The sequence below is a fragment of the Pantoea sp. sgz302252 genome (genome assembly GCF_042610525.1).
Taxonomy (GTDB): domain Bacteria; phylum Pseudomonadota; class Gammaproteobacteria; order Enterobacterales; family Enterobacteriaceae; genus Erwinia.
In genome coordinates this window covers 55,234-80,312 of the sequence record NZ_JBHDVM010000007.1, presented here as the reverse complement: position 1 = coordinate 80,312, position 25,079 = coordinate 55,234, and the positions used below count along the sequence as shown (strand labels likewise).

The 25,079-nt window shown below is 53.3% G+C and carries 24 protein-coding genes; 13 read left to right on the top strand and 11 right to left on the bottom strand.

Going from position 1 to position 25,079, the window contains the following annotated elements:
* Positions 1-32 precede the first annotated feature (32 nt).
* The 4 genes from ACETPC_RS14380 (at position 33) to ACETPC_RS14365 (ending at position 3,925) form a co-directional block, all read left to right on the top strand.
* Positions 33-287, top strand: coding sequence for a type II toxin-antitoxin system Phd/YefM family antitoxin (locus ACETPC_RS14380; RefSeq protein ID WP_380182372.1), 255 nt, complete (start codon positions 33-35; stop codon positions 285-287).
* Positions 284-712, top strand: a complete 429-nt coding sequence (locus tag ACETPC_RS14375) for a type II toxin-antitoxin system VapC family toxin (protein ID WP_380182370.1) — start codon at positions 284-286, stop codon at positions 710-712. The genes ACETPC_RS14380 and ACETPC_RS14375 overlap by 4 nt, the downstream gene beginning before the upstream one ends.
* Before the next feature lie 205 nt (positions 713-917).
* Positions 918-2,204 carry a dicarboxylate/amino acid:cation symporter gene (locus ACETPC_RS14370; protein ID WP_380182368.1) on the top strand — a complete coding sequence of 429 codons (1,287 nt, stop codon included), beginning with the start codon at positions 918-920 and terminating at the stop codon, positions 2,202-2,204.
* A gap of 227 nt (positions 2,205-2,431) precedes the next feature.
* A complete protein-coding gene (locus tag ACETPC_RS14365; RefSeq protein ID WP_380182366.1) occupies positions 2,432-3,925 on the top strand; it encodes a M16 family metallopeptidase in 1,494 nt (497 codons plus the stop codon).
* 45 nt (positions 3,926-3,970) lie between these two features.
* On the opposite strand, the gene ACETPC_RS14360 is transcribed toward ACETPC_RS14365, so the two are convergent.
* Positions 3,971-4,846 carry an alpha/beta hydrolase gene (locus ACETPC_RS14360; RefSeq protein WP_380182364.1) on the bottom strand — a complete coding sequence of 292 codons (876 nt, stop codon included), beginning with the start codon at positions 4,844-4,846 and terminating at the stop codon, positions 3,971-3,973.
* A gap of 575 nt (positions 4,847-5,421) precedes the next feature.
* On the opposite strand from ACETPC_RS14360, the gene ACETPC_RS14355 reads away from it, so the two are divergent.
* Complete coding sequence (locus ACETPC_RS14355) at positions 5,422-6,390, top strand: Rpn family recombination-promoting nuclease/putative transposase (RefSeq protein WP_380182362.1); 969 nt, start codon at positions 5,422-5,424, stop codon at positions 6,388-6,390.
* Positions 6,391-6,434: 44 nt separating this feature from the next.
* Positions 6,435-6,644: a hypothetical protein gene (locus ACETPC_RS14350; RefSeq protein ID WP_380182360.1), complete on the top strand. Its 210-nt coding sequence runs from the start codon at positions 6,435-6,437 to the stop codon at positions 6,642-6,644.
* A 76-nt stretch (positions 6,645-6,720) separates the two neighbouring features.
* On the opposite strand, the gene ACETPC_RS14345 is transcribed toward ACETPC_RS14350, so the two are convergent.
* Positions 6,721-7,647: a sugar kinase gene (locus ACETPC_RS14345; RefSeq protein ID WP_380182358.1), complete on the bottom strand. Its 927-nt coding sequence runs from the start codon at positions 7,645-7,647 to the stop codon at positions 6,721-6,723.
* Positions 7,648-7,840: 193 nt separating this feature from the next.
* Here ACETPC_RS14345 and pdeH point away from each other — a divergent pair, with 193 nt between their 5' ends.
* Positions 7,841-8,614, top strand: coding sequence for a cyclic-guanylate-specific phosphodiesterase (gene pdeH, locus ACETPC_RS14340; protein ID WP_380182356.1), 774 nt, complete (start codon positions 7,841-7,843; stop codon positions 8,612-8,614).
* A gap of 60 nt (positions 8,615-8,674) precedes the next feature.
* Positions 8,675-10,738: an AsmA family protein gene (locus tag ACETPC_RS14335; RefSeq protein ID WP_380182354.1), complete on the top strand. Its 2,064-nt coding sequence runs from the start codon at positions 8,675-8,677 to the stop codon at positions 10,736-10,738.
* A 117-nt stretch (positions 10,739-10,855) separates the two neighbouring features.
* Here the strand turns inward: ACETPC_RS14335 and ACETPC_RS14330 are convergent, their stop codons facing one another.
* The gene (locus tag ACETPC_RS14330) at positions 10,856-12,184 is read right to left on the bottom strand and encodes an MFS transporter (RefSeq protein WP_380182352.1); all 1,329 of its coding nucleotides are present in this window, start codon (positions 12,182-12,184) and stop codon (positions 10,856-10,858) included.
* 517 nt (positions 12,185-12,701) lie between these two features.
* Between ACETPC_RS14330 and ACETPC_RS14325 the strand changes: the two genes are divergently transcribed.
* Together ACETPC_RS14325 and ACETPC_RS14320 are read left to right on the top strand one after the other, a co-directional pair.
* Complete coding sequence (locus tag ACETPC_RS14325; protein ID WP_380182350.1) at positions 12,702-12,872, top strand: hypothetical protein; 171 nt, start codon at positions 12,702-12,704, stop codon at positions 12,870-12,872.
* Positions 12,866-13,507, top strand: coding sequence for an efflux RND transporter permease subunit (locus ACETPC_RS14320; protein ID WP_380182348.1), 642 nt, complete (start codon positions 12,866-12,868; stop codon positions 13,505-13,507). Before ACETPC_RS14325 ends, ACETPC_RS14320 begins: the two co-directional genes overlap by 7 nt.
* Here the strand turns inward: ACETPC_RS14320 and ACETPC_RS14315 are convergent.
* Entirely contained in the window at positions 13,488-14,936 is a 1,449-nt protein-coding gene (locus ACETPC_RS14315) for an alpha/beta hydrolase (protein WP_380182346.1), read from the bottom strand. The genes ACETPC_RS14320 and ACETPC_RS14315 overlap by 20 nt on opposite strands.
* Before the next feature lie 574 nt (positions 14,937-15,510).
* Here ACETPC_RS14315 and mgtA point away from each other — a divergent pair.
* The gene (mgtA, locus tag ACETPC_RS14310) at positions 15,511-18,183 is read left to right on the top strand and encodes a magnesium-translocating P-type ATPase (protein ID WP_380182344.1); all 2,673 of its coding nucleotides are present in this window, start codon (positions 15,511-15,513) and stop codon (positions 18,181-18,183) included.
* A gap of 155 nt (positions 18,184-18,338) precedes the next feature.
* On the opposite strand, the gene ACETPC_RS14305 is transcribed toward mgtA, so the two are convergent.
* A complete protein-coding gene (locus ACETPC_RS14305; protein ID WP_380182342.1) occupies positions 18,339-18,581 on the bottom strand; it encodes a DUF1158 family protein in 243 nt (80 codons plus the stop codon).
* A 431-nt stretch (positions 18,582-19,012) separates the two neighbouring features.
* Here ACETPC_RS14305 and mntP point away from each other — a divergent pair, with 431 nt between their 5' ends.
* Together mntP and azuC are read left to right on the top strand one after the other, a co-directional pair.
* The gene (mntP, locus tag ACETPC_RS14300) at positions 19,013-19,579 is read left to right on the top strand and encodes a manganese efflux pump MntP (RefSeq protein ID WP_380182340.1); all 567 of its coding nucleotides are present in this window, start codon (positions 19,013-19,015) and stop codon (positions 19,577-19,579) included.
* A gap of 163 nt (positions 19,580-19,742) precedes the next feature.
* Positions 19,743-19,820, top strand: a complete 78-nt coding sequence (azuC, locus tag ACETPC_RS14295; RefSeq protein WP_380182686.1) for a stress response protein AzuC — start codon at positions 19,743-19,745, stop codon at positions 19,818-19,820.
* A 259-nt stretch (positions 19,821-20,079) separates the two neighbouring features.
* On the opposite strand, the gene ACETPC_RS14290 is transcribed toward azuC, so the two are convergent.
* The 6 genes from ACETPC_RS14290 to ACETPC_RS14265 all read right to left on the bottom strand — a co-directional run bounded on the left by ACETPC_RS14290 (position 20,080) and on the right by ACETPC_RS14265 (position 25,078).
* Positions 20,080-20,421: a hypothetical protein gene (locus ACETPC_RS14290; RefSeq protein ID WP_380182338.1), complete on the bottom strand. Its 342-nt coding sequence runs from the start codon at positions 20,419-20,421 to the stop codon at positions 20,080-20,082.
* A 127-nt stretch (positions 20,422-20,548) separates the two neighbouring features.
* The gene (locus ACETPC_RS14285; protein ID WP_380182336.1) at positions 20,549-21,400 is read right to left on the bottom strand and encodes an alpha/beta hydrolase; all 852 of its coding nucleotides are present in this window, start codon (positions 21,398-21,400) and stop codon (positions 20,549-20,551) included.
* Between the two features lie 300 nt (positions 21,401-21,700).
* Positions 21,701-22,156 (bottom strand): SgcJ/EcaC family oxidoreductase, encoded by a 456-nt coding sequence (locus ACETPC_RS14280; protein WP_380182334.1) that lies wholly within the window; start codon positions 22,154-22,156, stop codon positions 21,701-21,703.
* A gap of 325 nt (positions 22,157-22,481) precedes the next feature.
* Entirely contained in the window at positions 22,482-23,123 is a 642-nt protein-coding gene (locus ACETPC_RS14275; RefSeq protein WP_380182332.1) for an RpiB/LacA/LacB family sugar-phosphate isomerase, read from the bottom strand.
* A gap of 42 nt (positions 23,124-23,165) precedes the next feature.
* Positions 23,166-23,924, bottom strand: a complete 759-nt coding sequence (gene kduD, locus ACETPC_RS14270) for a 2-dehydro-3-deoxy-D-gluconate 5-dehydrogenase KduD (RefSeq protein WP_380182330.1) — start codon at positions 23,922-23,924, stop codon at positions 23,166-23,168.
* Between the two features lie 14 nt (positions 23,925-23,938).
* On the bottom strand, positions 23,939-25,078 hold the full coding sequence (locus ACETPC_RS14265) for a glycoside hydrolase family 105 protein (RefSeq protein ID WP_380182329.1): 1,140 nt from the start codon (positions 25,076-25,078) through the stop codon (positions 23,939-23,941).
* Position 25,079: the final 1 nt, after the last annotated feature.

Sequence of the window (25,079 nt, the reverse complement as noted above, 5' to 3'; positions counted from 1 at the left end):
ATGTATCTACTCTTAAAGCTGACGGAGGCAAAATGGCGATTACTACTATGTCCAGCCGCGACTTTAACCAGGGCGTCTCTGCCGCCAGGCGGGCTGCGGAAACCGGTCCGGTTTATATCACCGATCGCGGCAAACCGGCTCATGTCCTGCTCAGCTACGAGGAATATAAAAGGCTAACCGGTTCATGCCGAAATATTCAGGATGCGCTTGCCATGGCTGGCGCGGCGGATATCGAGTTTGAACCAGAACGTGGAAATGTCACTTTCAGGGACGTGGATTTCTCATGAGATATTTATTGGATACCAACGTTGTTTCTGAACTTCGTAAGGCAAGGACGCCAAAGATGGATGCCGGCGTCGCGCTCTGGACGGAAACGGTCGATGCCGGTGATATGTTTATTTCTGCGATCACGGTAATGGAAATTGAAAAAGGCATCCTTAGCCTAATCCGCAGAGACGCCAGGCAGGGAAACGTGCTGCGCAAATGGTTTTCATCAGCGGTAATGGTGGAGTTTAAAAACCGTATTTTGCCTTTTAACAGCGAAGCCGCCCTCTATTGCGCCAGTCTGCATGTTCCCGATCGGCGCCCTGTTAACGATGCCATGATAGCCGCTACGGCTTACTGTCACGATATGATTCTGGTCACGCGCAACGTCAAAGATTTCGATTCGCTCGGCGTCAGGCTGCTTAACCCCTGGTGCTGGCAAAGTTAGCCAGATTGATCCAGATCCCTTTTTAAACCATAACAACCTCCCGCCAGTAAGGCTGCTGAAGTGATTCAGCTCATAAAATCAGATGCCCGCCTGTGCAATACGAGTCAGGTTATATCAATCCGGTTAACGTAGTGTTATTTTTGGCCTGTCGTCAAAATAACTACAGCAATGTCACCTGCCACTCCGGCCGTTAACGGATATTTTTATGAAAACTTCCCTGTTCAAAAGCCTTTATTTTCAGGTATTAACTGCGATCGCCATCGGCGTCCTGCTGGGCCATTTTTACCCCGAGCTGGGCGCGCAAATGAAGCCGCTGGGCGATGCTTTTGTTAAACTTATTAAGATGATCATCGCGCCGGTGATTTTCTGTACCGTAGTGACAGGGATCGCCGGTATGGAAAGCATGAAAGCCGTCGGCCGCACGGGCGCGGTAGCGTTACTCTATTTTGAAATCGTCAGTACTATCGCGCTGATTATCGGCCTGATCGTGGTCAACGTGCTGCAGCCAGGCGCAGGCATGAATGTTGATCCCTCTACGCTGGATGCCAAAGCCGTTGCCGTTTACGCACAGCAGGCGGAACAGCAGGGCATTGTCGCCTTTTTAATGGATATTATTCCCGGTAGCGTGATTGGCGCATTTGCCAGCGGCAATATCCTGCAGGTGCTGCTGTTCGCTGTTTTATTCGGCTTCGCGCTGCATCGCCTGGGCGATAAGGGCACGCTGGTCTTTAACTTTATCGACAGCTTTGCCAAAGTTATCTTTGGCATTATCAATATGATCATGCGCCTTGCCCCGATCGGTGCCTTCGGCGCGATGGCCTTTACCATCGGTAAATATGGCGTGGGATCGCTGGTGCAGCTCGGCCAGCTGATTATCTGTTTCTATATCACCTGCATTCTGTTTGTCGTGGTAGTGCTGGGACTGATCGCCCGCGTTACCGGCTTTAATATTTTTAAATTTATCGCCTATATCAAAGAAGAACTGCTGATCGTGCTGGGGACTTCCTCTTCAGAATCTGCGCTACCGCGCATGCTGGATAAGATGGAAAAATTGGGCTGCAAAAAATCGGTAGTAGGCCTGGTGATCCCGACCGGCTACTCTTTTAACCTGGACGGCACCTCAATTTACCTGACAATGGCTGCCGTATTTATCGCGCAGGCAACTAACGCGCATATGGATATCGTCCATCAGATTACGCTGCTGGTGGTGCTGCTGCTTTCTTCCAAAGGCGCGGCAGGCGTTACGGGTAGCGGCTTTATCGTGCTGGCCGCAACGCTCTCTGCCGTTGGGCATCTGCCCGTTGCGGGGCTTGCGCTTATTTTGGGTATCGACCGCTTTATGTCCGAGGCGCGAGCGCTGACTAACCTTGTAGGCAACGGCGTAGCCACCGTAGTGGTCGCCAAATGGGTTGACCAGCTGGATGAAAAACAGCTTAAGACCACGCTTAATTCCGCAAAAAAGACGAAGAATTTGTCAGAAACCCACCTGTAATTCGCTAATGGCGTAAATATCCCGCCGAAATGCCCGTCGTGACTTGCCCTCACGGCGGGCATTTGCATAATAACCCCCATTGTTTGACTATTTTTCACTTTGCGGCGGGATTTCCCCGCCGTCGCGTGGTCTAAGAAGCTGTTCGTCGGCTTCCCTGAGTTATCCTTGCCACCGATAGCCGCAGGCCGCCCGCGATTTTTTTGGTTTGTGATTGAGTAGGGGTTCACATGCAGGGCACCACAATTCGTCTTTTAGTGGGTGGGATAGCGCTGGCTTTCGCCAGCAGTTCGGTGCAGGCTGAGCCTCTTCAACCCGATCCCGCCTGGCAGCAGGGAAAGCTGGACAACGGTTTTCGCTGGCAGGTGCTGACGACGCCGCAGCGTCCCAGCGACCGTGTGGAAATTCGCCTGATGGTTGATGCCGGATCGCTGGTAGAGAATACCCAGCAGGCTGGCTATAGCCATCTGCTGCCTCGTCTTGCGCTGGTGCACAACGCGAAGCTGGATACGGCGCAACAGCGTTCGCTGTGGCAGCAAAGTATGAATCCGGATCGACCCCAGCCGCCAGCGGTGACCTCTTACGATTTCACGCTCTATTCGCTTAGCCTGCCTAACAATCGCCCTGAAGTATTAAAAGAAGCAATGAGCTGGCTGGCCGCGACCGTCGGCGATATGACGGTTAACGACCAAACGGTCAATACTGCGCTAAACGCGGATGACCCGATAGCCAGCTGGCCTGCCGACCCGCAGGATCCCTGGTGGCGCTATCGCCTGAAAGGCTCGACGCTGCTGGGCCACGATCCCGCTTCGCCAGTTAGCACGCCGGTGGATATGGAAAAGCTGAACGCTTTTTATAAGCAGTGGTATACGCCGGACGCCATGACGCTGTTCGTGGTCGGCAACGTTGAAAGCCGCAGCCTGGTGGAGCAGATTGGTAAAACCTTCTCGCCGCTGCAGGGGAAACGCGAAGCGCCAGCGCCAGTGCCTACGCTTTCGCCGCTGCCGCAGCAGCCGGTGAGCTTATTCAACGGCACTCTGAATCAGGATCGCCTGTCGCTGGTCTGGGATAATCCCTGGCAGCCTATCAGGGAATCACAGAACCTATTGCGCTACTGGCAAAGCGATCTGGCGCGCGAGGCGCTGTTCTGGCACGTTCAGCGCGTGCTGAGCGACAATAAAGCGCAGAAAGTGCAGGTCGGTTTTGACTGCCGGGTGCTTTATCAGCGGGCACAGTGCGCTATCAATCTGGATGCGGACAACGGCACGCTGGCTGCTAACCTGAACCTGGTGGCGCATGAAATGGCCAATATCCGTGACAACGGACTGCCGCAGGAAGAATTCGATGCGCTAATGGCGCAGAAAACCGCCGAGCTTAACAAGCTGTTTGCCACCTATGCGCGCACCAATACGGATGTGCTGATGAGCCAGCGCCTGCGCTCGCAGCAGAATGCGGTGGTGGATATCGCGCCCGAGCAGTACCAAAAACTGCGGCAGACTTTCCTGGCGGGGTTGACGCTGCCTATGATGAATCAGGAGCTGCGCCAGCAGCTGTCGCAGCCGCTGACTATGCTGCTGATGCAGCCGCAGGGCGAGGCGGAGACCAACGTACAAACGCTATACGACAGCTGGCAAAAAATTATGCAGCCCGCTGTTGAAGCTGCGCCGCCGGTAGTGGATGAGACCAGGCCTGAAGTCTCCGATATCCCCGCTACACAAAACTAATGCCCGGCCCGGCAGAATGCCGGGCCGCGCTATTTCAGGCGATTGCTACCATTTACGCGCCCGCAGCCATTCGTTGACCAGCATCGGCCAGCTGGCCAACGGCAGATCCGCCACGTTGCGGATACCGAAGCCATGACCGCCTTTCTCGTAGAAGTGCAGTTCGCTGGGCACGCCCTGCTCCCGTAGTGCGCTAAACATCACCATACTGTTGTTGATCGGCACCGATTCGTCGTTAACCGCGTGGATCAGCAGCGTCTGCGGCGTTTGCGCCGTTACGCGGGTTTCCAGAGAGTAAGCGTCGATTTCTCGCTGCGTGGGATATTCGCCCAGCAAACGTAGCCGGGAACCGGCATGGGCCAGACCTTCGCGCATACTGATTACCGGATAGAGCAGTACCAGCGCATCCGGCCTGGCAGCCAGCGAATCGGCGATATCCTGAATGGGATAAAGTTTTTCGTCAAAGCGGGTGCCTGCGCTGGCTGCCACATAGCCGCCAGCAGAGAATCCTATCATAACGATTTTTTTACCATTTAGTCCGCGTGCCGCACGATGACGCAAAACGCGAACGGCGCGCTGAGCATCCGCTAAAGGCGCATCCGCCGCTTCATGATGCCCATCCTGAGGGAAGCGGTAGGTCATTACCGCCAGCGTATAGCCCATAGCGGTAAAAAACATCGCCAGCGCGCTGCCTTCTTTATCGATCATAATGCGCTCGAAACCGCCGCCGGGTGCCACCAGCAGCGTGACGCCGTTAGAGGTTTCCGGATACCAGAAAGCCAACTCCGGACAGCGTACGCCGGAAGCAGCGCGATCGAAAGGTTCGTATTCTTTGGCTAAATCAACAATCTGTGGGCTAACTCGTGAATCGCTGGCGCCAGGCGCATCGCCATGTGGCCAGATAGTGATTATTTCGGTTTTCATATGCGCTCCGGCTTCGCCTTATTTTAAAAGTATAGGCGAACCTGTAAATCATAAAAGTATTACGTTTGATAATTAATTCAGCATCACCGATTTCGGGTAGTTCAGTCCAGCAGACAATGTTTAAAGCTGGCTATTTCAGAATTTGCCCGGCTATGGTGCCTTAATTTACTTTACGGCAGAGTAGCCTTAAATTCTGCTGGTTTGATTTTGTCTGTTGCGAAAATCTATTTCCCGGTTAGTGATTGTTGTTATTTATGCACTTAAATCTTAGAAATTAGATAATTAACTATTTATTTGAGTTAGTGGAGGTTTACAGGTGGTATGAGTTCTGAAGGGTTTTTAATTTTTTTGCCAATATCCTTATCTGGAAAGGATTTTGGTGGCACCGGTAAGGCTTACTTTTTCTGTGTATCTCGCATTTTTTTGCAAATGAAACAACGTTGCCTTTATTTTTAACGAGAGACTCCGCAAAACAATTTTTTTGCCATTTTCTCTTTGCTGCGCCCGCTGTAGAGTCTGGTCGACGCTTCAGGGTGAAGCCTGTGATAACCTGACCAGACCAGTTCGAGGCAAGGATGATGCAAAAGACAACAGCCATACAGACGCCGCACGATGCTATCTTTAAACAATTTTTGGCCGATCCGGCCACGATCAAAGATTTTATCGAACTGCACCTTCCGCAGGAACTACAGGCTATCTGTAACCTGAACACGCTGCGGCTGCTGCCAGGCAGCTTTATTGAAGATAACCTACGGCCTTATTACAGCGATGTCCTCTATAGCCTGCAAACAACAGAAGGCGAAGGCTATCTCCATATCCTTATTGAACATCAAAGCACGCCGGACAAGCATATGGCCTTCAGGCTAATGCGCTACAGCATTGCCGCCATGCAGCAGCATCTTAAAACCGGACACGATCGCCTGCCGCTGGTGATCCCCGTATTATTTTATGCAGGAAAGCGTAGCCCTTATCCTTATTCTCTGAACTGGCTGGAGGATTTTGAAAATCCAACGCTGGCGGGGAAAATTTATGGCGGCAACTTTATTTTAGTTGACGTCACCGCTATTCCCGACGAGGAGATTATGCAACATCGCAGCATGGCGGCGCTGACGCTGCTGCAAAAACATATTCACCAACGGGAGCTTGCCGCCTTTTCTGATAAGCTGGCTGCGACGCTGCTCACGGATTTTCTTTCCAGCGAGCAGTTAAAATTATTGATCAATTACATTGTTCAGGCTGGCGAGACGGAAGAGGCCGAGAGGCTTATTCGTGAGCTGGCAGAAAAAGTGCCCCAACATGGAGAGGAACTGATGACCATAGCCCAGCAGCTGGAACAGAAAGGCTTTGAAAAAGGAATGGAGCAGGGGATTCAACAAGGTATTGAACAAGGCATTGAAAAAGGCATTGAAAAAGGCATTGAACAAGGATGCAAAGAAAAGGCGCTGCAGATAGCTCGCCTGCTGCTACAAAAGGGAGTTAGCCAAACCCTTATCAGCGAAACAACCGGTATTTCTACAGACGAGTTAACTCCGCTACAGCAGTAGTTCGTTAGCTGGCAGAGAACGTGCCGCAACATGGAGAGGAACTGATGACCATAGCCCAGCAGCTGGAACAGAAAGGCTTTGAAAAAGGAATGGAGCAGGGGATTCAACAAGGTATTGAACAAGGCATTGAACAAGGATGCAAAGAAAAGGCGCTGCAGATAGCTCGCCTGCTACTACAAAAGGGAGTTAGCCAAACCCTTATCAGCGAAACAACCGGTATTTCCACAGACGAGTTAACTCCGCTACAGCAGTAGTTCGTCAGGCGTGCTGGCAGCCTGTACCGCCTCAAAACTTGCAGCGCCACCCTGAGCGGCGCTGCCTGCTGCGCTGCTATGCTGGCATCGCGGAGAGCGGAATAATCGCCCCACGATGTTGGATCACCGTACTGGCTGTCAGATGGCCACGCCTGGCTGCCTCTTCCACACTGCCGCCGTTCAGGCGTATGGCCAGATAGCCGGCGCTGAAGGAATCGCCAGCGGCGGTGGTGTCGACTATGCGGCTGGACGGTAACGGCTGAGCAGGCACTTCTACCAGCGGCTCGCCTGCCAAAGAAACCAGGCAGGATCCCGCGCCGCGCTTAATGACCACTTCCGTAACGCCTGCCGCATGGGTTCTGGCAATTACCTCAGTCGCGTCAGCTTCGCCCCACAGTAAATGCTCGTCGTCCAGGGTCAGAAAAGCGATATCCGTTACGGCCAGCATCGCCCGGTAGGCCGCCTGCGCCTCGTCAACGGAAGCCCAGAGCCGCGGCCGGTAGTTATTGTCAAAAATAACTTTGGCGCCGTTGCTGCGGCAGCGTGCCAGCAGCGCCAGCAGCTTTTCCCGCCCCGTCGGTGTCAAAATAGCCAGGCTGATGCCGCTCAGGTAGAGATAGTCAAAGTCCGCCAGCTGACGGCAAACTTCTTCCCCCTGTTCGCCTTCCAGCCAGTAACGGGCCGCCGCGTCGTTACGCCAGTAATAAAATGTGCGTTCACCGCGTGCGTCGGTTTCGATCACGTAGAGGCCCGGCAGTTTGTTTTCCATACGCTGAATAAGCCCGGTTTGTACGTTTTCCTGCTGCCACGCCGCCAGCATTTCATTGCTGAAAGTATCTGTGCCTAACGCAGTAACGTAATGGACGGCCAGTTCTTTATTCTGGCGGGCCAGATAAACAGCTGTATTCAGCGTGTCGCCGCCGAAGCCCCGATTCAGGCCGTTCTCTTTCCGGGACAGTTCAATCATACATTCGCCGATAACGGCAATATTTTTCCTGGTCATGATATTCCGCTCGTTACGTTTTTTGCCCAGTTTCGCCGCGGCGGTTGCCGCAGTCAATGTTTTTAAAACGCTGTTTTATTTTCTGGCTATGGCCAGCAAGAACCAGTAACACAATAAAGTTATACAGCCGCATGCCGATACTTATTGCAGAAGCCTCATCCGGCACGGCCTCAATATTCATAAGGATCTTAATATGGTGCTGAAGAACATCAGACACCGGCTTCCACCCTCAACTGTCGTGAAACAGCAGCAGCAGGAGCGTCTCTACTGGCGGCAGTGCCAGCGCGCCTATACGTTTCAGCCTATCTACCGGGTAACCGGCAGCCTGATGGCAATTGAGTTGCTCACTGCGGTGTTTCATCCTTCCGCGCCGGGCCAAAGGTTGTCGCCGGAATCTTATTTCGCCGCGCTTGATACCACAGAGCGGATGCTGATTATTCGCGAGCAGCTGGAGTTGCTGGAGACATGGAAAACGAAATTTATCGAAGGCGGCATGGTGGCCTCCGTTAATATCGACGGTCCAACGTTGCAGGCGGTACAGCATAGCCCGCTGATTCGCCAGCTTATCGCGCGCTGTCCGTGGGTGCGTTTTGAACTGGTAGAACACCATGTGCTGCCGCAGGAAGAGCTGGTGGCGCAGATGCCAGAGTTGGGGCCGCTATGGCTGGACGATTTCGGCTCGGGCATGGCGAATTTTTCCGCGCTGTCCGAACTGAAATACGACTATATCAAGCTGGCACGCGAGCTGTTTATCTTGCTGAGGAAATCGGAAGAAGGGCGCAGTTTATTCAATATGCTGCTGGCATTGATCAATCGCTACTGCAAAGGCGTAATCGTGGAAGGCGTGGAGACTCAGGAAGAGTGGCAACAGGTACAGAACTCTTTTGCCTGCGCCGCGCAGGGCTACTATTTTGCCCGGCCGATGCCTTTTGATCAGTTGGCGACGCTGCCGCTGCACCTGGGGTAATGCCGTTTTCTCCGCGCTCGTCTATCTTTACAGAAGACGAAGCGAGCAAGGAGATAAACAGTGTCGCGCACGGGAAAAGTAATTAGCTGGATAGTCGGGATTTTTTTGTTGTTGGTTGTGGTAGTAGTAATTGTTATCGCGACATTTGACTGGAACCGCCTGAAGCCAACTATCAACCAGAAAGTCTCTACGGAACTGAACCGGCCTTTCGCCATTCGTGGCGATCTGGGCGTGGCCTGGGAGCGCAACCGCGACGAGCCGGGCTGGCGCAGCTGGGTGCCGTGGCCGCACCTGCATGCCCAGGATATTATACTGGGCAACCCGCCTTCTGTTGCTGAAGTGACTATGGTGCATTTGCAGCGGGTTGATGCGACGCTGGCTCCGCTGGCGCTGCTGCATAAAGAAGTGTTTATTCCCTGGATTAAGTTAGAGCAGCCCGACGCGCGCCTGATCCAGACCGCCGACGGCAAGAATAACTGGACTTTCGATCTGGCCGACAGTGATAACAACACGTCCGATCGGCAGCCGTCAGCCTGGGGTTTCCGCCTGGATAATATCCTGTTCGACCAGGGCAAAATCGCTTACCGCGACGCTATTAATAAAGCCGACGTTCAGGTGACGGTCAATCCGCTGGGAAAACCTGTTCCTTATGCCCAGGTAGCGGGCGGTAAGGATGAAGCGGGCCAGAAGGGCGCCTCGGATTTTGTTTTTGGCTGGAAAGCCGCCGGTACTTACAATAGTGAAAAACTTACCGGCGAGGGGAAAATCGGCGGCATGCTGTCGCTACGCAGTAAAACCAATCCTTTTCCCATTCAGGCCGATGTACGCAACGGCACCACGCGCGTCCAGGTCGCAGGCAGCCTGCAGGATCCTATGAATCTGGGCGGGTTGAATATTCGCCTGCGTTTCTCCGGCGATACGCTTGCCAATCTCTATGGCCTGACCGGCATTCTGCTGCCTGATACGCCTCCTTACGAAACCGACGGCCATCTGATTGCCCGCTTTCAGCAAAAAGGCGGGCCGGTCTTTCATTACAACGATTTTAATGGTCACATCGGCGACAGCGATATTCATGGTTCGCTCACCTATAGCCAGATTAAGCCACGGCCGAAGCTGGAAGGGTCGCTGGAATCGCGTCAACTGCGCATGGCCGATTTGGGGCCGCTTATCGGCGTAAACTCCGGGAAAGGCAGCGAGAAAACAGAGAAAGCCAAGGCCAAAAGAGGCGATGCGGCCAGTCAGCCTGCGGATCGCGTATTGCCGCACGACAAGTTCGATACCAAAAGCTGGGACGTCATGGACGCTGACGTTAAGTTCAGCGGCAAGCGCATCGAGCACAGCGACTCGCTGCCAATTAGCGATCTTTATACGCACCTGGTGCTGAAAAACGGCGATCTGCTGTTGGATCCGCTGCGTTTTGGCGTAGCGGGCGGCAACCTGAATTCCACAATCCGTATGGAAGGCGATCGCACGCCAATGCGCGCGCGCGCCGATCTGCATGCGCGCAACCTGAAGTTGAAACAGCTTTTTCCCGGCGTGGAATCAATGCAGAGCAGCATGGGCCAGATTAACGGCGACGCTAAGCTGAATGGTACGGGCAATTCCGTGGCCGATATCCTGGCGACCAGCGACGGTAGTCTGAAGTTGTTGATGAACGACGGGGTAATCAGCCGCAACCTGATGGAAATCGTGGGGCTTAACGTAGGCAACTATGTGGTTGGTAAGCTGTTCGGCGATGACGAAGTCCGCATTAACTGCGCGGCAGCGGATTTAAATGTTGAAAACGGGCTGGCCTCGACCAAACTCTTCGTGTTCGATACGGAGAACGCAGTAATCAACATTAAGGGCACCACCAACTTTGCTAACGAGCGTATGGATCTGTCAATTGAACCAGAGAGTAAGGGCGTACGCATTGTTACGCTGCGTTCGCCACTTTACGTCAAGGGCACCTTCAAAAATCCGGACGCTGGGGTAAAAGCAGGCCCGCTGATTGCCCGCGGCGCAGCTGCCGTTGCCCTGGGCGCGGTAGTGGCACCAGCTGCCGCGCTGCTGGCACTGATCTCGCCCAGCGATAATGAGCAGAACCAGTGTGTGAACATTCTGCAGCAAATGAAGAAAAAATAGCCAGTTCGTCATACTCTGACGGTATTGTGGAAAGCCCGGCCAGGAAGCCGGGCTTTTTTTACAGCAAGAAAAGAGTGGTAAAACGCGCCAGAGCTTATCTGGCACGCCCTGTATCGATCAATCGAACAGCGACTCGTGACGGGTTTCCCGGCTGGCAAGTAGGGCAAAAAGCGTCAGGCAGGCCATTGCCGCCAGATAAACGCCCACGTAAAACAGGCCGTAAGTATGCGCCAGCCAGGTGGCGATATAAGGTGCAACGGAAGCGCCGAGAATCGATGACAGATTGTAGGAGAATGACGCACCCGTATAGCGAACCTCTGTAGGAAACAGCTCTGGCAGCAATGCGCCCATTGGGCCGAAGGTCAGCCCCATTACGCTCAGGCCGCACAGCAGGAAAAGCATCACCAGCAGCTGATTGCCGGAGCCCAGCATGGAAGGGAAAATCAGCGCGAAGGCAATAATCATCAGCGTGATAACAATCATTGTCTTGCGGCGACCAAAGCGGTCGGCCAGCATGCCTGCAATCGGCACCATGACGCCGAAACCGATAACCGCCAGCATCAGCATCCACAGCATGGTATTACGCGGGAAGCCAAGGCCGCCAGGCGCTGGCGTTGTGCCGTAGGACATGGAATAAACGGTCATAATATAAAACAGCGTATAGGTCGCCAGCATGATAAAAGTACCCAGCACGGTCGCCTTCAGATGCTTTGACAGCAGCGTGCCAATCGGGACTTTAACCTGTTTTTTCTCTTTTTTCGCCTTAGCGAACACCGGCGATTCGTTCAGCGATACGCGAACATAGAGACCAATCAGCACCAGCACCGCCGAAAGAATAAAAGGCACGCGCCAGCCCCACTGCATAAATTGCTCATCGCTCAATAGCCAGGAGAGCAGCAGAAAGGTGCCGTTAGCGAAAAAGAAGCCGATTGGTGCACCTAACTGCGGAAAAGAACCGTAGAGCGCGCGCTTTTTGGCAGGCGCGTTTTCCGTGGCTAACAGTGCTGCGCCGCCCCATTCGCCGCCAAGACCTAACCCCTGGCCGAAGCGTGCCAGCGCCAGCAGCAGCGGCGCAAAGACGCCGATAGTGTCGTAACCCGGCAGCAGACCGATTAGCACGGTAGAGATGCCCATGGTCAGTAGCGAAGCCACCAGCGTCACTTTACGGCCCGCACGGTCACCGAAGTGGCCGAATAAGGCGGAACCGATAGGCCGTGCAACAAAAGCGATAGCGAAGGTCGCCAGCGACTGGAGCGTAGCGACGGTAGCATCTCCCTGCGGAAAGAAAATATGCGGGAAAACGATAACTGCCGCAGTGGCGTAGATATAGAAATCAAAAAATTCGATAGCGGTGCCGACCAGTGAAGCGACCACCACTTTGCCGCGTGAATTTACGGGCGTGGCGTCCTGTTCGGCGTCGTGCGATGGAGCAATGGAGGCTTGCATAATTGTTTCTTATTTGTAATACGTGAAAAGGAATCTTACGCACTGGATCCTGTTCATTCAATGGCGAAAGGTTGCTGAAAAGCCGCGCCGCCGCTGGAAAAGAGGATCCTGCGCGAGATAGCGCCGTGACTGGGTGATAGCCGGGCGAAATGCCCTTTTTATGGCAAGATCCACCAGTAAAGAAGCGATAAAAAGTATCCTCTCAGCTAAATATGCTTGTTTCAGAACGTTATTTGTTCAACCTGCAAAATTTTAAGCTGACAGCGATGCGGCTAAACCTTTATCTGACACTGTTACAAACTATGTTGGCGCCAGCTAAACAGAGTGTAAATCACCCCGGTTTTCCTTTTCCCATTCCGCCTTTTCCTGATCGAAAACAGTTCTTTGTCAGGAAAGGTAAATAGACTGCTTTTACTTTTCCCCTATCGCTATCTGCAAGGTTTTTTCCCGGATGCAATTGACTGAATCCCGTGTGCTAAAACGCGCTCTACCTCCGCCCTTGTTGCTGGTTGGCCCTGTGGTAACGCCCCCCATTTCCGCCTCCGCTACCGTTACTACGCTGGCCAGCGCGCGATCTGCTGACTCTTGCAACTATCCCGGAAGCATTGAAACGCTGAAACAGGTCGGCATGGTGGCGCGCACCCAGGGCGTGATTGCAAAGCGCGACAGGGAATCGAATCAATGCTGAAATTTTTTATCCGCTGGCCTGAATTTGCCGTGGCATTTTGCGCTCTTCTGCGGCGGCGCGTTATGCCGGTGAAAGGGCCGCTGGCGCTTTTCAATCGTTTTCTTGAAGGAATACGCGGCGGCCATGCTGCGCCTGGTCAAAAAATTAATCGCTATGCCGCGACTACCTTGCTGGTAATCCTGGCAGCAGTCGCTATTACCTGGCTAAGTTACCAACAGCTGCCCGATGGTTTTATGCCGCAGGAGGACGACGGTTATCTGTTCATTAACGTTCAGTTGCCGGAGGGAGCGGCGCTGCCGAAAACGCAGCAGGTGATGAGGCAGATGTTCCGGGTAGTGAAAAAAAATCCGGCAGTAGAGGACGTCATCAATATCACCGGTTTTAGCCTGGAAGGCGGCGGCAACGCGCCTAATAGTGGATTCGCCATCGTGTTGTTAAAAGGGTGGCGCGCCCGCGTGCCCGTAACACAAATTTTACCGCAAATTCAGCAGCAGCTGGCTACGATCCCTTCCGCCAATATCATGGTCTTCGCGCCGCTAACTCTGGGAGCGAAGATCGCGCTGGAGCAAACGCCAGGCGGAAACAGGCTGGCGCTGTTGCCTGGCGGCGGCAAGGTTATTGCAGGGTCTGATTAACGCGTTGCTGCATCCAGGGCCAGAAAGGATTAGAGGCCTGGCGCATCAGCATATCAAGACTGACCATCAATACGGCGCGTTCGCCACGCGGTGTCAGTACCCCAAAACTAACGCCAAACTCGTTCGGCACATCTGGCTGACGGCCATAGAGCGAATCGCTGAGCGGGAAAGGCAGCGCGACGTGCGAGAGCGAATAGACATCCGGCGGATAACTGGTACCCAGCGGTATTCGCTTAACGACAGTTGAGCCAGCGGGCGTCATAAGGGCTACGGCATCATTGCTGGTGGGTGTCGCGTTAGTTATCAGCGTGGCGGCATAGCTGCGCGGCGGCGGCGGCAACAGAGTATCTGCGGCATGCAGCGCCGCAGGGCGCATCAAGGGCGCAAGACGTACCGAGCGGTTTACATCGAACAACACCAATTCGCTGCCGTTGGCGGGGAGCAGATTATATAGCCCGCGAACAACGGCAGGCGTGCTGACCGTGGCGTCGGCGACCGACTGAAAAGTCAGTACCGGTGGCAGCTTGTTTAGCAAATGATTATCCCGATCGCGATGCAGCTGGCTTTGCAAGGCGCTGGTCAACAGCCATGACTGCCGCGCCGCTTTAACAGGAAAGGAATTATATTTAAAAGGATTAAATTCCGGCAGGATGCTAAGCCATGCCGAGCGGGCGAAAGCGGGCAGCAGCGAAGGTAAACCGGCCAGGCCTGCGTAGCGCGCGTAGCTGCTGACGCCAATCATAGGCGAAATCAAAATCAGCCGGGTCGGCGCAGGCAGGTTGGGATCTTCCAGCGCATCCAGTGCATACTTCATGGCCAGCGCGCCGCCGTTGGAAAAGCCCATAATCTGCAATGGCGCGCCGGCAGGAATGCGTCGATGGGCCTCGCGTACCGCCAGCCGGGTCGCCGCCAGCCAGTCTTCCCATTCCGTTTGCGTGAGCGCCGCAGGCACGGTGCCGTGGCCCGGCAAACGAATAGCGACCACAACATAGCCCTGCTGCTGATAGTCAGCGGCAAAATGGCGCAGGCTGTAGGGCGAATCAGTCAGGCCATGCAAAAGCACTACCGCGCCGCGTGGTTTTCCGGCGGGCAGTAGCTGGTAAGAATGATTCCAGTCAGTAGCAAAATGCCCCGGATAAACCGGACTTTTTTCCGCGTAGCGATTGTAGGTTTCCGCTTCGCTGTCCGGCAGTTTATCGCTGACGTTACGCTTCATCTCCGCAAAAATTCGCCGCTCGTTATCCAGATAGCCTGCCCAGTCGGCGCGATCCATCTGGCTGTCGCTGAGTTCGGCAGGCAGCCAGGTATGCCAGAGCTGTAGCGCCGGCCCTTGCTCCGTCATAGCGATACGCAGCGCAAGCAACGCAATAATCATCAGCGCCAGCAGGGCTGCGATGCGTCTGATCCAGAAACGTGTGCGTTGTAGCATAGTTCTTCCCTTCGGCGATTTTTCGCAGGAAGTATAGAGGATATCGGTTGCGTAGCGTTTGACTTTGCCGTGGATATAAATAGCGATCGTTGATAAAGGGTTTAGGCGCCAAAAGCTAATGGTTACTGAAATTTTCTTTATAACTTATTGATTTTGTCTATTAAATTTATATTTTTTCCTCTAAAAATCCATGCCGCCGTACAGGTTTACTTCCTCACCAGGCAAGATTATAGTGGCGGCGATTTCTTCCCTGGAGTTAAAAATTGCGCAGTTACCCTTTACGTTTTACCTGACAGGGCAGGCTCGTTTGCCTGCCGAAAACCGGTGGGCAATGTTTTAAACATAACATCCCCGTTATAACTTTTTCTCCCGCGCAGCCGCCGGGCAAGGATTGATGATGAAAGAACCTCCGACCAGCGACGGGCGATGGCAAACAGGCAGACCGGGGAGTAGCTTCCCGTAATCTTCCTCCCTTCTTCTTCCTCCTCGCCTCGCCCAATCCTGAAACCAAAAAATGAAATCCTCACGCGCAGGATCGCTTCTCTGCGCCTGAAAAAAATAAAGGATTAGGCAAATGAACCATAACGTTAAATATGCTCGCGATCTGGCTATTGCCCGCGAGGCTAAACTGAGCCTGGACAGCACGTTGGCCCGACTGAATACGCAACGTAGCGGACTGACCACTAGCGACGCCAGCGAACGACTGCTGGAATACGGCAAAAATCAGGTTGCCACGGAAAAGGCGCCGCATGCCTTGATTCAGCTGATACAGGCTTTCAATAACCCTTTTATCTGGGTGCTAATGGCGCTGGCTGGCATCAGCTTCTTTACGGACTATCTGCTGCCATTGCGTCAGGGTCAGGAAACCGATCTCACGGGCGTCGTCATTATGCTGATGATGGTAATGCTCAGCGGCCTGCTGCGTTTCTGGCAGGAATATCGCACCAATAAAGCGGCGGAAGCGCTAAAATCGCTGGTGCGCACTACCGCAACAGTGATTCGCCGTAGCAGCGAAAACGCTCAGCCAGTAAGAATGGAGATAGCGCTGCAGGATGTGGTGCCGGGCGATATCATTTTCCTTTCCGCTGGCGACATGATCCCGGCAGACGTTCGCCTGCTCTCTTCCCGTGATTTGTTTGTCAGCCAGGCTTCGCTAAGCGGTGAGGCGGTGCCGATTGAAAAATATGACGTGCTGTCGCATCAGGCAGAGCAGAGAGCGGCGCAGCAAAATGAAAACGATTTATTGACTATGCCAGGTATCTGCCTGATGGGCACAAACGTAGCCAGCGGTACTGCTACGGCGGTTGTGGTCGCTACCGGCAGCCGTACCTGGTTTGGTTCGCTGGCGAAATCCATCGTCGGCAGCCGCCCGCAGACGGCTTTCGATCGCGGCGTGAACAGCGTTAGCTGGCTGCTGATCCGCTTTATGCTGGTAATGGTGCCCGTGGTGCTGTTTATCAACGGCTTTACTAAAGGAGACTGGGCGGATGCAACGCTGTTCGCGCTGGCCGTAGCGGTGGGGCTGACGCCGGAAATGCTGCCAATGATCGTCAGCTCCAACCTGGCAAAGGGCGCTATCGCTATGTCCCGGCGCAAAGTAGTAGTGAAGCGGCTGAACGCTATCCAGAACTTTGGCGCCATGGATGTTCTTTGCACCGACAAAACCGGCACGCTGACTCAGGATCGCATTATTCTGGAGCAGCATTTGGACGTACACGGGCAGAATAACGAGCGGGTTTTGCAACTGGCCTGGCTGAACAGCCGTCACCAGACCGGCGTAAAGAACCTGATGGATAAAGCGATCCTCAGCTTTAGCCAGGGCAGCAAGGCTCTCAGCAATCTACAGCGCTATCGTAAAATCGATGAGCTGCCGTTTGATTTTGAGCGTCGCCGTTTGTCAATTGTGGTGGCGGACGAGCACAATCAGCAGAAGCTGATCTGTAAAGGCGCGGTAGAAGAGATGCTGGCGATTGCTACGCACTGGCTGGACGGCAGCGAACGGCGCCCTTTGGATGCGGCGGCGCGTCAGCAGTGGACAGATCAGGCGGATAAGTGGAACCGACAGGGTTTCCGCGTGCTGATGGTCGGCGAGCGAGACATGGGCGAAACGCCGCTAGCGCTGCCGCTGCATAAAGATGACGAGCGGGAACTGACGCTCTGCGGCCTGCTGACCTTTCTGGATCCGCCGAAAGAGAGCGCTGGCGCAGCCATTGCCGCGCTGCATGAACACGGCGTAACGGTAAAAGTGCTGACTGGTGACAATGCCACTATCACCAGCAAAATCTGCCGTGATGTCGGGCTGGAGCCAGGCGAACCGCTGTGCGGACAGGAAATCGATCGGCTTGATGACGAAGCGCTGGCCGCGCTGGCGGCTTCACGTACGGTTTTCTGCCGCCTGACGCCGCAACAAAAATCCCGCGTGTTGCAAACGCTGCAGCAGAACGGACATACGGTCGGCTTTCTGGGCGATGGTATTAATGATGCGCCCGCGCTGCGGGATGCGGATATAGGCATTTCCGTCGATAGCGCGACGGATATCGCCAAAGAATCCGCCGATATTATCCTGCTGGAAAAGAACCTGATGGTGCTGGAGCAGGGCGTGATCAAGGGACGCGAGACGTTCGGCAATATCATCAAATATCTGAATATGACCGCCAGCTCTAATTTCGGTAACGTCTTTTCCGTGCTGATCGCCAGCGCTTTTATTCCCTTTTTGCCGATGCTGGCTATTCATCTGCTGATCCAGAACCTGATGTATGACCTGTCCCAGCTGGCGCTGCCCTGGGATAAGATGGACAAAGAGTTTCTGCGCAAGCCGCGTAAGTGGGATGCGAAAAACATTGGCCGCTTTATGCTCTGGATGGGACCAACTTCTTCGCTGTTCGATATCACCACTTTCCTGCTGATGTGGCATGTTTTTGCCGCCAACAGCGTGGAGCACCAGGCGCTGTTTCAGTCCGGCTGGTTTATTGAAGGGCTGTTGTCACAGACGCTGGTGGTACACATGCTACGCACGCATAAGATCCCCTTTATTCAAAGCCGAGCGGCGTTGCCGGTAATGCTGATGACGGGATTGGTGATGGCGTTAGGGATTTATATTCCCTTCTCGCCGCTCGGCCAGGTTGTAGGGCTACAGCCGTTGCCCTGGTCTTACTTCCCGTGGCTGGCGGCGACGCTGTTCGGCTACTGCCTGGTGGCGCAGGGCATGAAGCGCTTTTATATTCGCCGTTTCGGCCAGTGGTTTTAAGGAAGGCGACGATGAAGCACAACAATGTCATTACCGCTATCGTACTGTTTTTTATCGCCGTCGTAATTCTTTCCAGCGGCCTGCTGATGATTTTCAGCGAACAGATATAGCGGCCATTCGCCGCATAATCTCAGGCGGACATTAGTCCGCCTTTTTTACACCTTAATAAAACGCAACCAGATAAAGCGAATCACATAATATTCCGCCGCGCCCAGCAGCAGGAACCAGAGGCAAAATATCAGCGTGTAAAGTTGGTTAATGTCGCTCAGATGGAACAGCGTAGTCAGGCGACGCGTCAGCTCGATGCCGAACCAGGGCGCAGGCAGCAGCAGCGCGGAGAGAAAGCCCAGCATCAAGGTGCTCATCGGCATTAAAAAGGTCAGAAAAGGGTTATTCATTACGCTTACCGTTTCATTCAGTGAAGGCCATTTTCCGGCAAATAGCTTAAGGGTTCAACTTCCCATCTCCGCAATCCTGATGCAGCAGGCCTGTTTCTACAGAAACCCGCTCAGGCTGGGCCAAAGAAGCAAAGTAAATTTCGCGAATTTACATCAATTCTGTCGCCAGAATGCCCACAGGTCTGCCAGGGTTGAGTAACCTAACCCGGTAATTCTTTTAGCCTTTTCAAAGCCGTTTTTCTTCTTAAATTAGCATTCGTTAAAAAGTATAGCCAAGGCTATACTTAAACACCTGATTTTATTGTCTTTTTTTTAAGAGGATCGCGTGATAGGATGCATGCCACATTGAGCCTGAGACGCTTATTTTTTCCACAAGAAGAGTGCTTTTAATGTCTGGGCGGTGAAATAACCGTCAGGCCGGTATAACCACAATGAATCTATATGCAACCCTAATTCTGGCTTTCGGCATGTCTATGGACGCTTTCGCCGCCGCGATCGGCAAAGGTGCCAGCCTGCAACGGCCAGGCCTGAAAGAAGCGCTTCGTACCGGTTTAATCTTCGGCGTTATCGAAGCGCTGACGCCGCTCATCGGTTGGGCCGTGGGTATCGCTGCCAGTCGCTACGTTATGGCCTGGGATCACTGGGTTGCCTTTACGCTGCTGTTTGTGTTGGGCGCGCGCATGATTGTGGAAGGCTTTCGCAAGAAAGATGAAGTTTGCGAAGCACCGGAGCGGCACGGATTCTGGCTGCTGGCAATGACTGCCGTAGCGACCAGCCTGGATGCAATGGCTGTCGGCGTTGGGCTGGCTTTCTTACAGGTCAATATCGTGACTACCGCGCTGGCAATTGGCGCTTCCACGATGATAATGGCTTCGGCAGGGATTTTGCTGGGGCGCTTTCTTGGCCCGGTAATGGGCAAATGGGCTGAAATATTCGGCGGCGTGGTATTAATCGGTATCGGCACCAGCATTCTGGTCGAGCACCTGGGCCTGCTGTAGCCTTTGCAACGGGTTAAGGCCCGTTTGTTTAGCTTTCGTTTAGGTTTCCCTTTGCATACTCAGGCCTAATTTGTGATCTACTTCAAATTTATTTGCCTGAAAAGCGACCTTCTTGTATACTTTTTTTGCGTTATATCAATAAAAGTTGAAAAAGGTGCAAGAAATGAAGAAGATTTTTAACTACGTGTTCCGCAGCTATGTTGAAACTTTTAAACACGTACCGCCAGGCGCCATGTACTAATGGCCACGGCCAGAAACCCTCGATAACCGCGGTCAGGGAAAGACCAGTGGTTATCACCTTCCGCTGTATCTCTGCGCTTCACCCCGGCAAATTTTTCAGACTCGCCATTGGCAATACCAACCCAATTTCTGCGTTAAGCCATCACAAAATAGTTTGAGCACGCTTCGCCTGCGCGCGCTATGGTCAATCCGTGGTGGGGAATGTGGGCAAGAGAACCGCCGCTGCTGATCGAGTGGCTTAGCAGGGCGGTTAAAACAGGTTAATCCTGGCTTTGATACTCATCCAGCGTGGCGCTTTGGCAGGCTTCCGTGCTCTGGCGAGCCTGCTTTTTCTGATCTTCGCTCAGGTTCATCCAGGCGGCAACTACGGTTCTGGCTTCGTCCTCGTCAAACTCTGGTTTTTCCTGCGCGGAAGGCGACTGGCCGCGCACGTTTAGCGCTTTCAGCTTAGCAATGTAGTTGTCTGCTGACTCAGCGGTCTTCTCCTGAGTCACCAGCGTACAAAGGTTGGCGATATAGCCCTCGGCCGGATCGTCTGAGTCTGCAGCCTGAGCCGCGCTGGTCGCCGCCAGAGCGGCAAACAGCAGCATAACTTTTTTCATACCTGCTCCTTAAAGGATTAAATTTCAGCCGTTCGTACCGCCGCGCGGTAATGTTTTCTGTCCTGCCCGGTAAGGATAGCTTCTCTGTACCGGCGTGGGACAACGGGCTAAAAGAGAATACTTTAATTCAGAGCCATTTTTTGTACCAGCCGATTTGCTGGCCGACGATATTGTTGAAGTTCGGGCCGCTGTACATATCGTAGTGCCTGGCATCCGCTTCGATGTGTAGCTTTTTCTCTTTTGCCGCTACGGCTTCAAACAGCGCGATACCCTGTTCAGGAGGATTGACCCGATCCTTGCCTGCTATCATCACCATTGTCGGACAGGTTACCTGGCTGGCATTGGCCGCCGGTTTGTAGCGCAGCGTCTCGCGTACGGTGAGGAAGGGAATTTTTATATCCATCGCCGGAAACTGCGCTTTATGGCTGTTGAAAAAGGTTTTCGATTCATCATCATTAAGCACGCGGGTTATGGCGACAAAAGTTTCCTTGCCGGTGGCTGCCTGCTTCGCGGCCATTTTATCCAGCGTGGCGATAAAACCCGCTTTTTCTTCTGCTGAAAGATTGCCGGTGACTACCGCTTCGCCGTCGGCAAAGGCGAGCTGGCTGACCACGCAGCTAACGGCGGGTCGCAGGGCAGCGGCGCCAAACACATGACAGCCACCGAAAGAAGTGCCCCAGAGCCCAATGTTGGTGATAGCAGGCTGCGCGCTGGCCCAGTCGATAACGGTAACAATATCGTCGATCTGCATGGCTGGCACCAGACGCCCCCTTTCGCCGCCGCTGGCGCCAAAGCCGCGATAATCGAAAGTAATGGCGATGAAACCCGCTGTTGTAAAAGCTTCGACAAAGGCAGGGAGTAATATTTCCTGTATGCCGCAAAAACCATGACAGAGAATAACGGCAGGCCCGGCTGGAAGATCGGGCTTATGAAGGGTAACGGCAATATCGCCTGTCAGCCTGACGGTAGATAACGGCATAAAAACTTCCTGTATTTACGGTAGGTGAGTTGTTCAGGCTGATTCTAAATAAAATTTTTTGTAGGCAGGCTGGATTAAATCAAAGAAAAATAACCGGATCCGAAAACTTCCTTTCGATCCGGTCTTTCTCAATAAGAGAATAAAATTCTATTAACAAAATTCCTTCTATTAATATTAAAAATTATTATATTAATTTTAATTTTTCCCGGTATTGTAAATAAAAGGAGGTGCCGCCAGGGCAGCTGTTATCCTTCAGCTTGATCTTGTTAAGTCTTTATAAGTTTTCAACCGGGCCTGTTATTAACCTTCAGGCATGGCGGAAGAGTGATGGCTTGAAATCAGCCATTTATGGCCGTCCCAGGCATAGGTAAAGGTGTAGCGTGCGGCAGCTTTAGAACCGTCGCCAAAGGTAAAAGTGTAGTTGCCGGTATCGATAGCTTTATTGCAGCCGATACGGATAGTACGGCTGTCGATATGGCCAACTGGTTTTTTCGCCAGGAACTTTTCGAAATAATCGATGCGTTCTTCGTCGGTCAGGCGAGTTTTGTTAGAGAGCGTGGGCAGAAGCACGGCATCAGAAAGATAATTTTGTGAAACGGTTTTTGCATCGCCAGTTTGCAGCGAGTCGTTCCAGCGATCGAACATAGCGGCGACTTCTTTCTCCGTCATCTTAACGCAGCTGGTAGTATCCTGCGCGAACGCGGCCGAACTGGTGAGCACGCCAGCAATCATCAGACCAATTAATCCAGTTTTCATTAATAAACTCCGTGGTGTTATTTATAATGAAAACAAAATAACAGAAATAAATAAACGGCAATTAAATATGAATAATAATCATAACCTTTTCCGGCGGACAGGTTGATACAGATCACCTTAGCTGAACAATAATTACAAAGAGGTAGATGTTAATTAATTATATGCATTTTAATACAGGAACGTTTTTAATTGATAAGGTAAGAATGGATAAGAGCAATTTTAGCGTCAGGTAGAAGTCTGTCTTTAGCGGTACAGAATAAGAGCAAGCGGTCTGGAAATCGTCAGGACGAAAAAACTGTGGCCAGGTTTGGCCACAGCGTAAAGCTTACTTCTGTAAAAGCTGTTTAACCCAGGCGATGATCTCCGCATCCTTGCCCTGTTCAAACAGGCATTGCTGGAAACGCTCGCCGCCGACGGCGGTTTTAACCAGTTCCGGATCGATAGCGCGCAGCGTATCCAGATAATTTTCTTTGATCACCGCGCTTTTCACCTGATTCAGGATACCGGCATTGCGCACCTGTGGCTCTTTACGCTCTAAGGGATAGCCTTCGCCGCGACGTCCGGTAAAGGCTTTTTCAAACATATAGCGTACGTTCAGCTCGGCGCCCCAGCCAAATCCTTTGGCAAAAGCCAGCGAAAGCGCGTTGCCGTTATTGATCTGGGCGAACAGAAATGCATCTGCCGGATCCAGGCAGTAGCCGCAGACCACGTTTGGGTGAATATTCAACGACATCATCGCGCCCTGGCCGGTGCCGCAGCCGGTGACGACGAAATCCACCGCTTTGGCATTCAGCAGAATGCTGGCCATAATGCCCAGATGGATATAGGTCAGATGATGATCGTTCTCGTCGCTCATACCAACGTTGAACACGGTATCTTTATTTTGCGCCGCTACGGCCTGCAATTGCTCCAGAACCAGGGCGTTTTTCGGCGCCTGGCTGTTTTCCATCATCAGTGCGATATTCATCTTTGTTCTCCAGTATTCAGTCATTGAGAAGCCGATGGCGCGCTAGCGCGCCAGCCAGCCGCCATCTACCGCGAGGGTATAGCCGTTGATATAGTCAGCGGCTTTCGATGCCAGAAAAATCACCGGGCCCATAACATCCTGTGGCGTGCCCCAGCGGCCTGCCGGGATACGCGCCAGAATTTCCGCGCTGCGTTCTTCATCGCCGCGCAGCTGTTCTGTGTTATTGGTGACCATATAGCCCGGCGCCAGTGCGTTGACATTGATGCCGTGCTTAGCCCACTCGTTCGCCAGCTGACGCGTCAGCCCCATTACCGCGCTTTTCGATGCGGTATAGGAAGGCACGCGTACGCCGCCCTGGAAAGAGAGCATTGAGGCAATATTGATAATCTTGCCGCCGCTCCCTTGCCGGATAAACTGGCGGGCAGCCAGCTGCGATAAAAAGAAGAGCGTTTTGATATTGACGTTCATCACGTCGTCCCAGTCCTGTTCGCTGAAGTTCAGCGCGTCTTCACGACGAATAAGCCCCGCGTTATTGACCAGGATATCAATGTGCCCCATTTCCTGTACTGCACGTTCCAACAGCGATGACAGCTCAGCCTGACGACCCAGATCGGCCTTCAGGCTGAGAAAACGACGCCCCGCAGCCTTAACTTCCGCGGCGGTTTCAGCGGGATCGCTGCGGTTAATCGCCACGATATCGCAACCCGCCTGCGCCAGACCTACTGCCATACTTTTCCCTAAGCCGGTATTACAACCGGTGACCACGGCCACCTTTCCCTGTAGAGAAAAATTGTCGATCATGCAGTTTCCTTAATTCAGAGATAAACGTGCAGGTATTCCACCAGACACAGGATCGCCATTGCCTGGCCGTAAGGCATGGAGGTCAGCGGTATCTGGCGGTAGAACTCAAGGTCTTTGCCCATGCCGGTTCCAAAGGAAACCTGGGTCAGCTCGCCGTCCTTGTTGATGCGGGAAATCAATCCTTTAATAGCTTTTTCGGCTACTTTGATATAGCGGGCATCGGCATAGTGGCGACGGGCCGCCTTCAGCATGCCGAAGGCGAAGCCAGCGGTCGCCGAAGCTTCAAGATAGGAGTCGGGATCGTCCAGCAGCGTGTGCCACAGGCCGCTTTCATCCTGGCATTTTTCCAGCGCCGCCAGCTGGCAGTTCAGCACCTGAATCAGATAGCGGCGCGTGGCGTCCGTTTCCGGCAGATCGAGCAGCTCCAGAAACTCCGGGATTACTATGGTCAGCCAGCTATTGCCGCGCGCCCAGCGTGCGTTAGCGAAGTTATGGTTGCCCTCAAAAGTCCAGCCGTGGAACCACAGGCCGGTTTCCTTATCCATCAGGTGCTGGGTATGCAGCAGGAACTGGTATTTCGCTTCTTCTACGTATTCCGGACGGTTAAGCAGCTTGCCGATTTTTGCCAGCGGCATCACGGACATCATCAGCGTGTCGTCCCACAGCTGCTGGTGGTTCTCCTCCGCCAGGGTAATGTGCTGCAGGCCGTCCATGCGGGTACGCGGCATGGCGTGCATAATCCAGTCCGCCCAGCTTTCCAGATAAGGCAACCAGCGCGGATCGCGGGTCTCTTCGTAACGGTAAGCCAGCGTCAGAAACGGGCAAACCGTGTTCACGTTACGGGTCGTGGAGCCTTCAGCAAAACGGTCGCTGAACCAGTTGTCAATGATGGCGCGCAGCCTGTCATCACCCGTCTGGCGGTAATACCGGTGAATGCCGTACAGCCCGATGCCGTGCGTCCATTCCCATCCTGCCCAGCCTTTGGTGTCGATCACCCGGCCATCATCCAGCCTCAGCAAAAACTCGCCGGTTTCATCGGTTATATTCACCAGGTTGTCCACCAGCTTGTTGATCAGCTGATGAAGCTCGTGGCTGGCGATAAACCTTTCCGGCTGGCGCAGGAGTGGGCTGTGTTTTACTGGGTATACGACCATA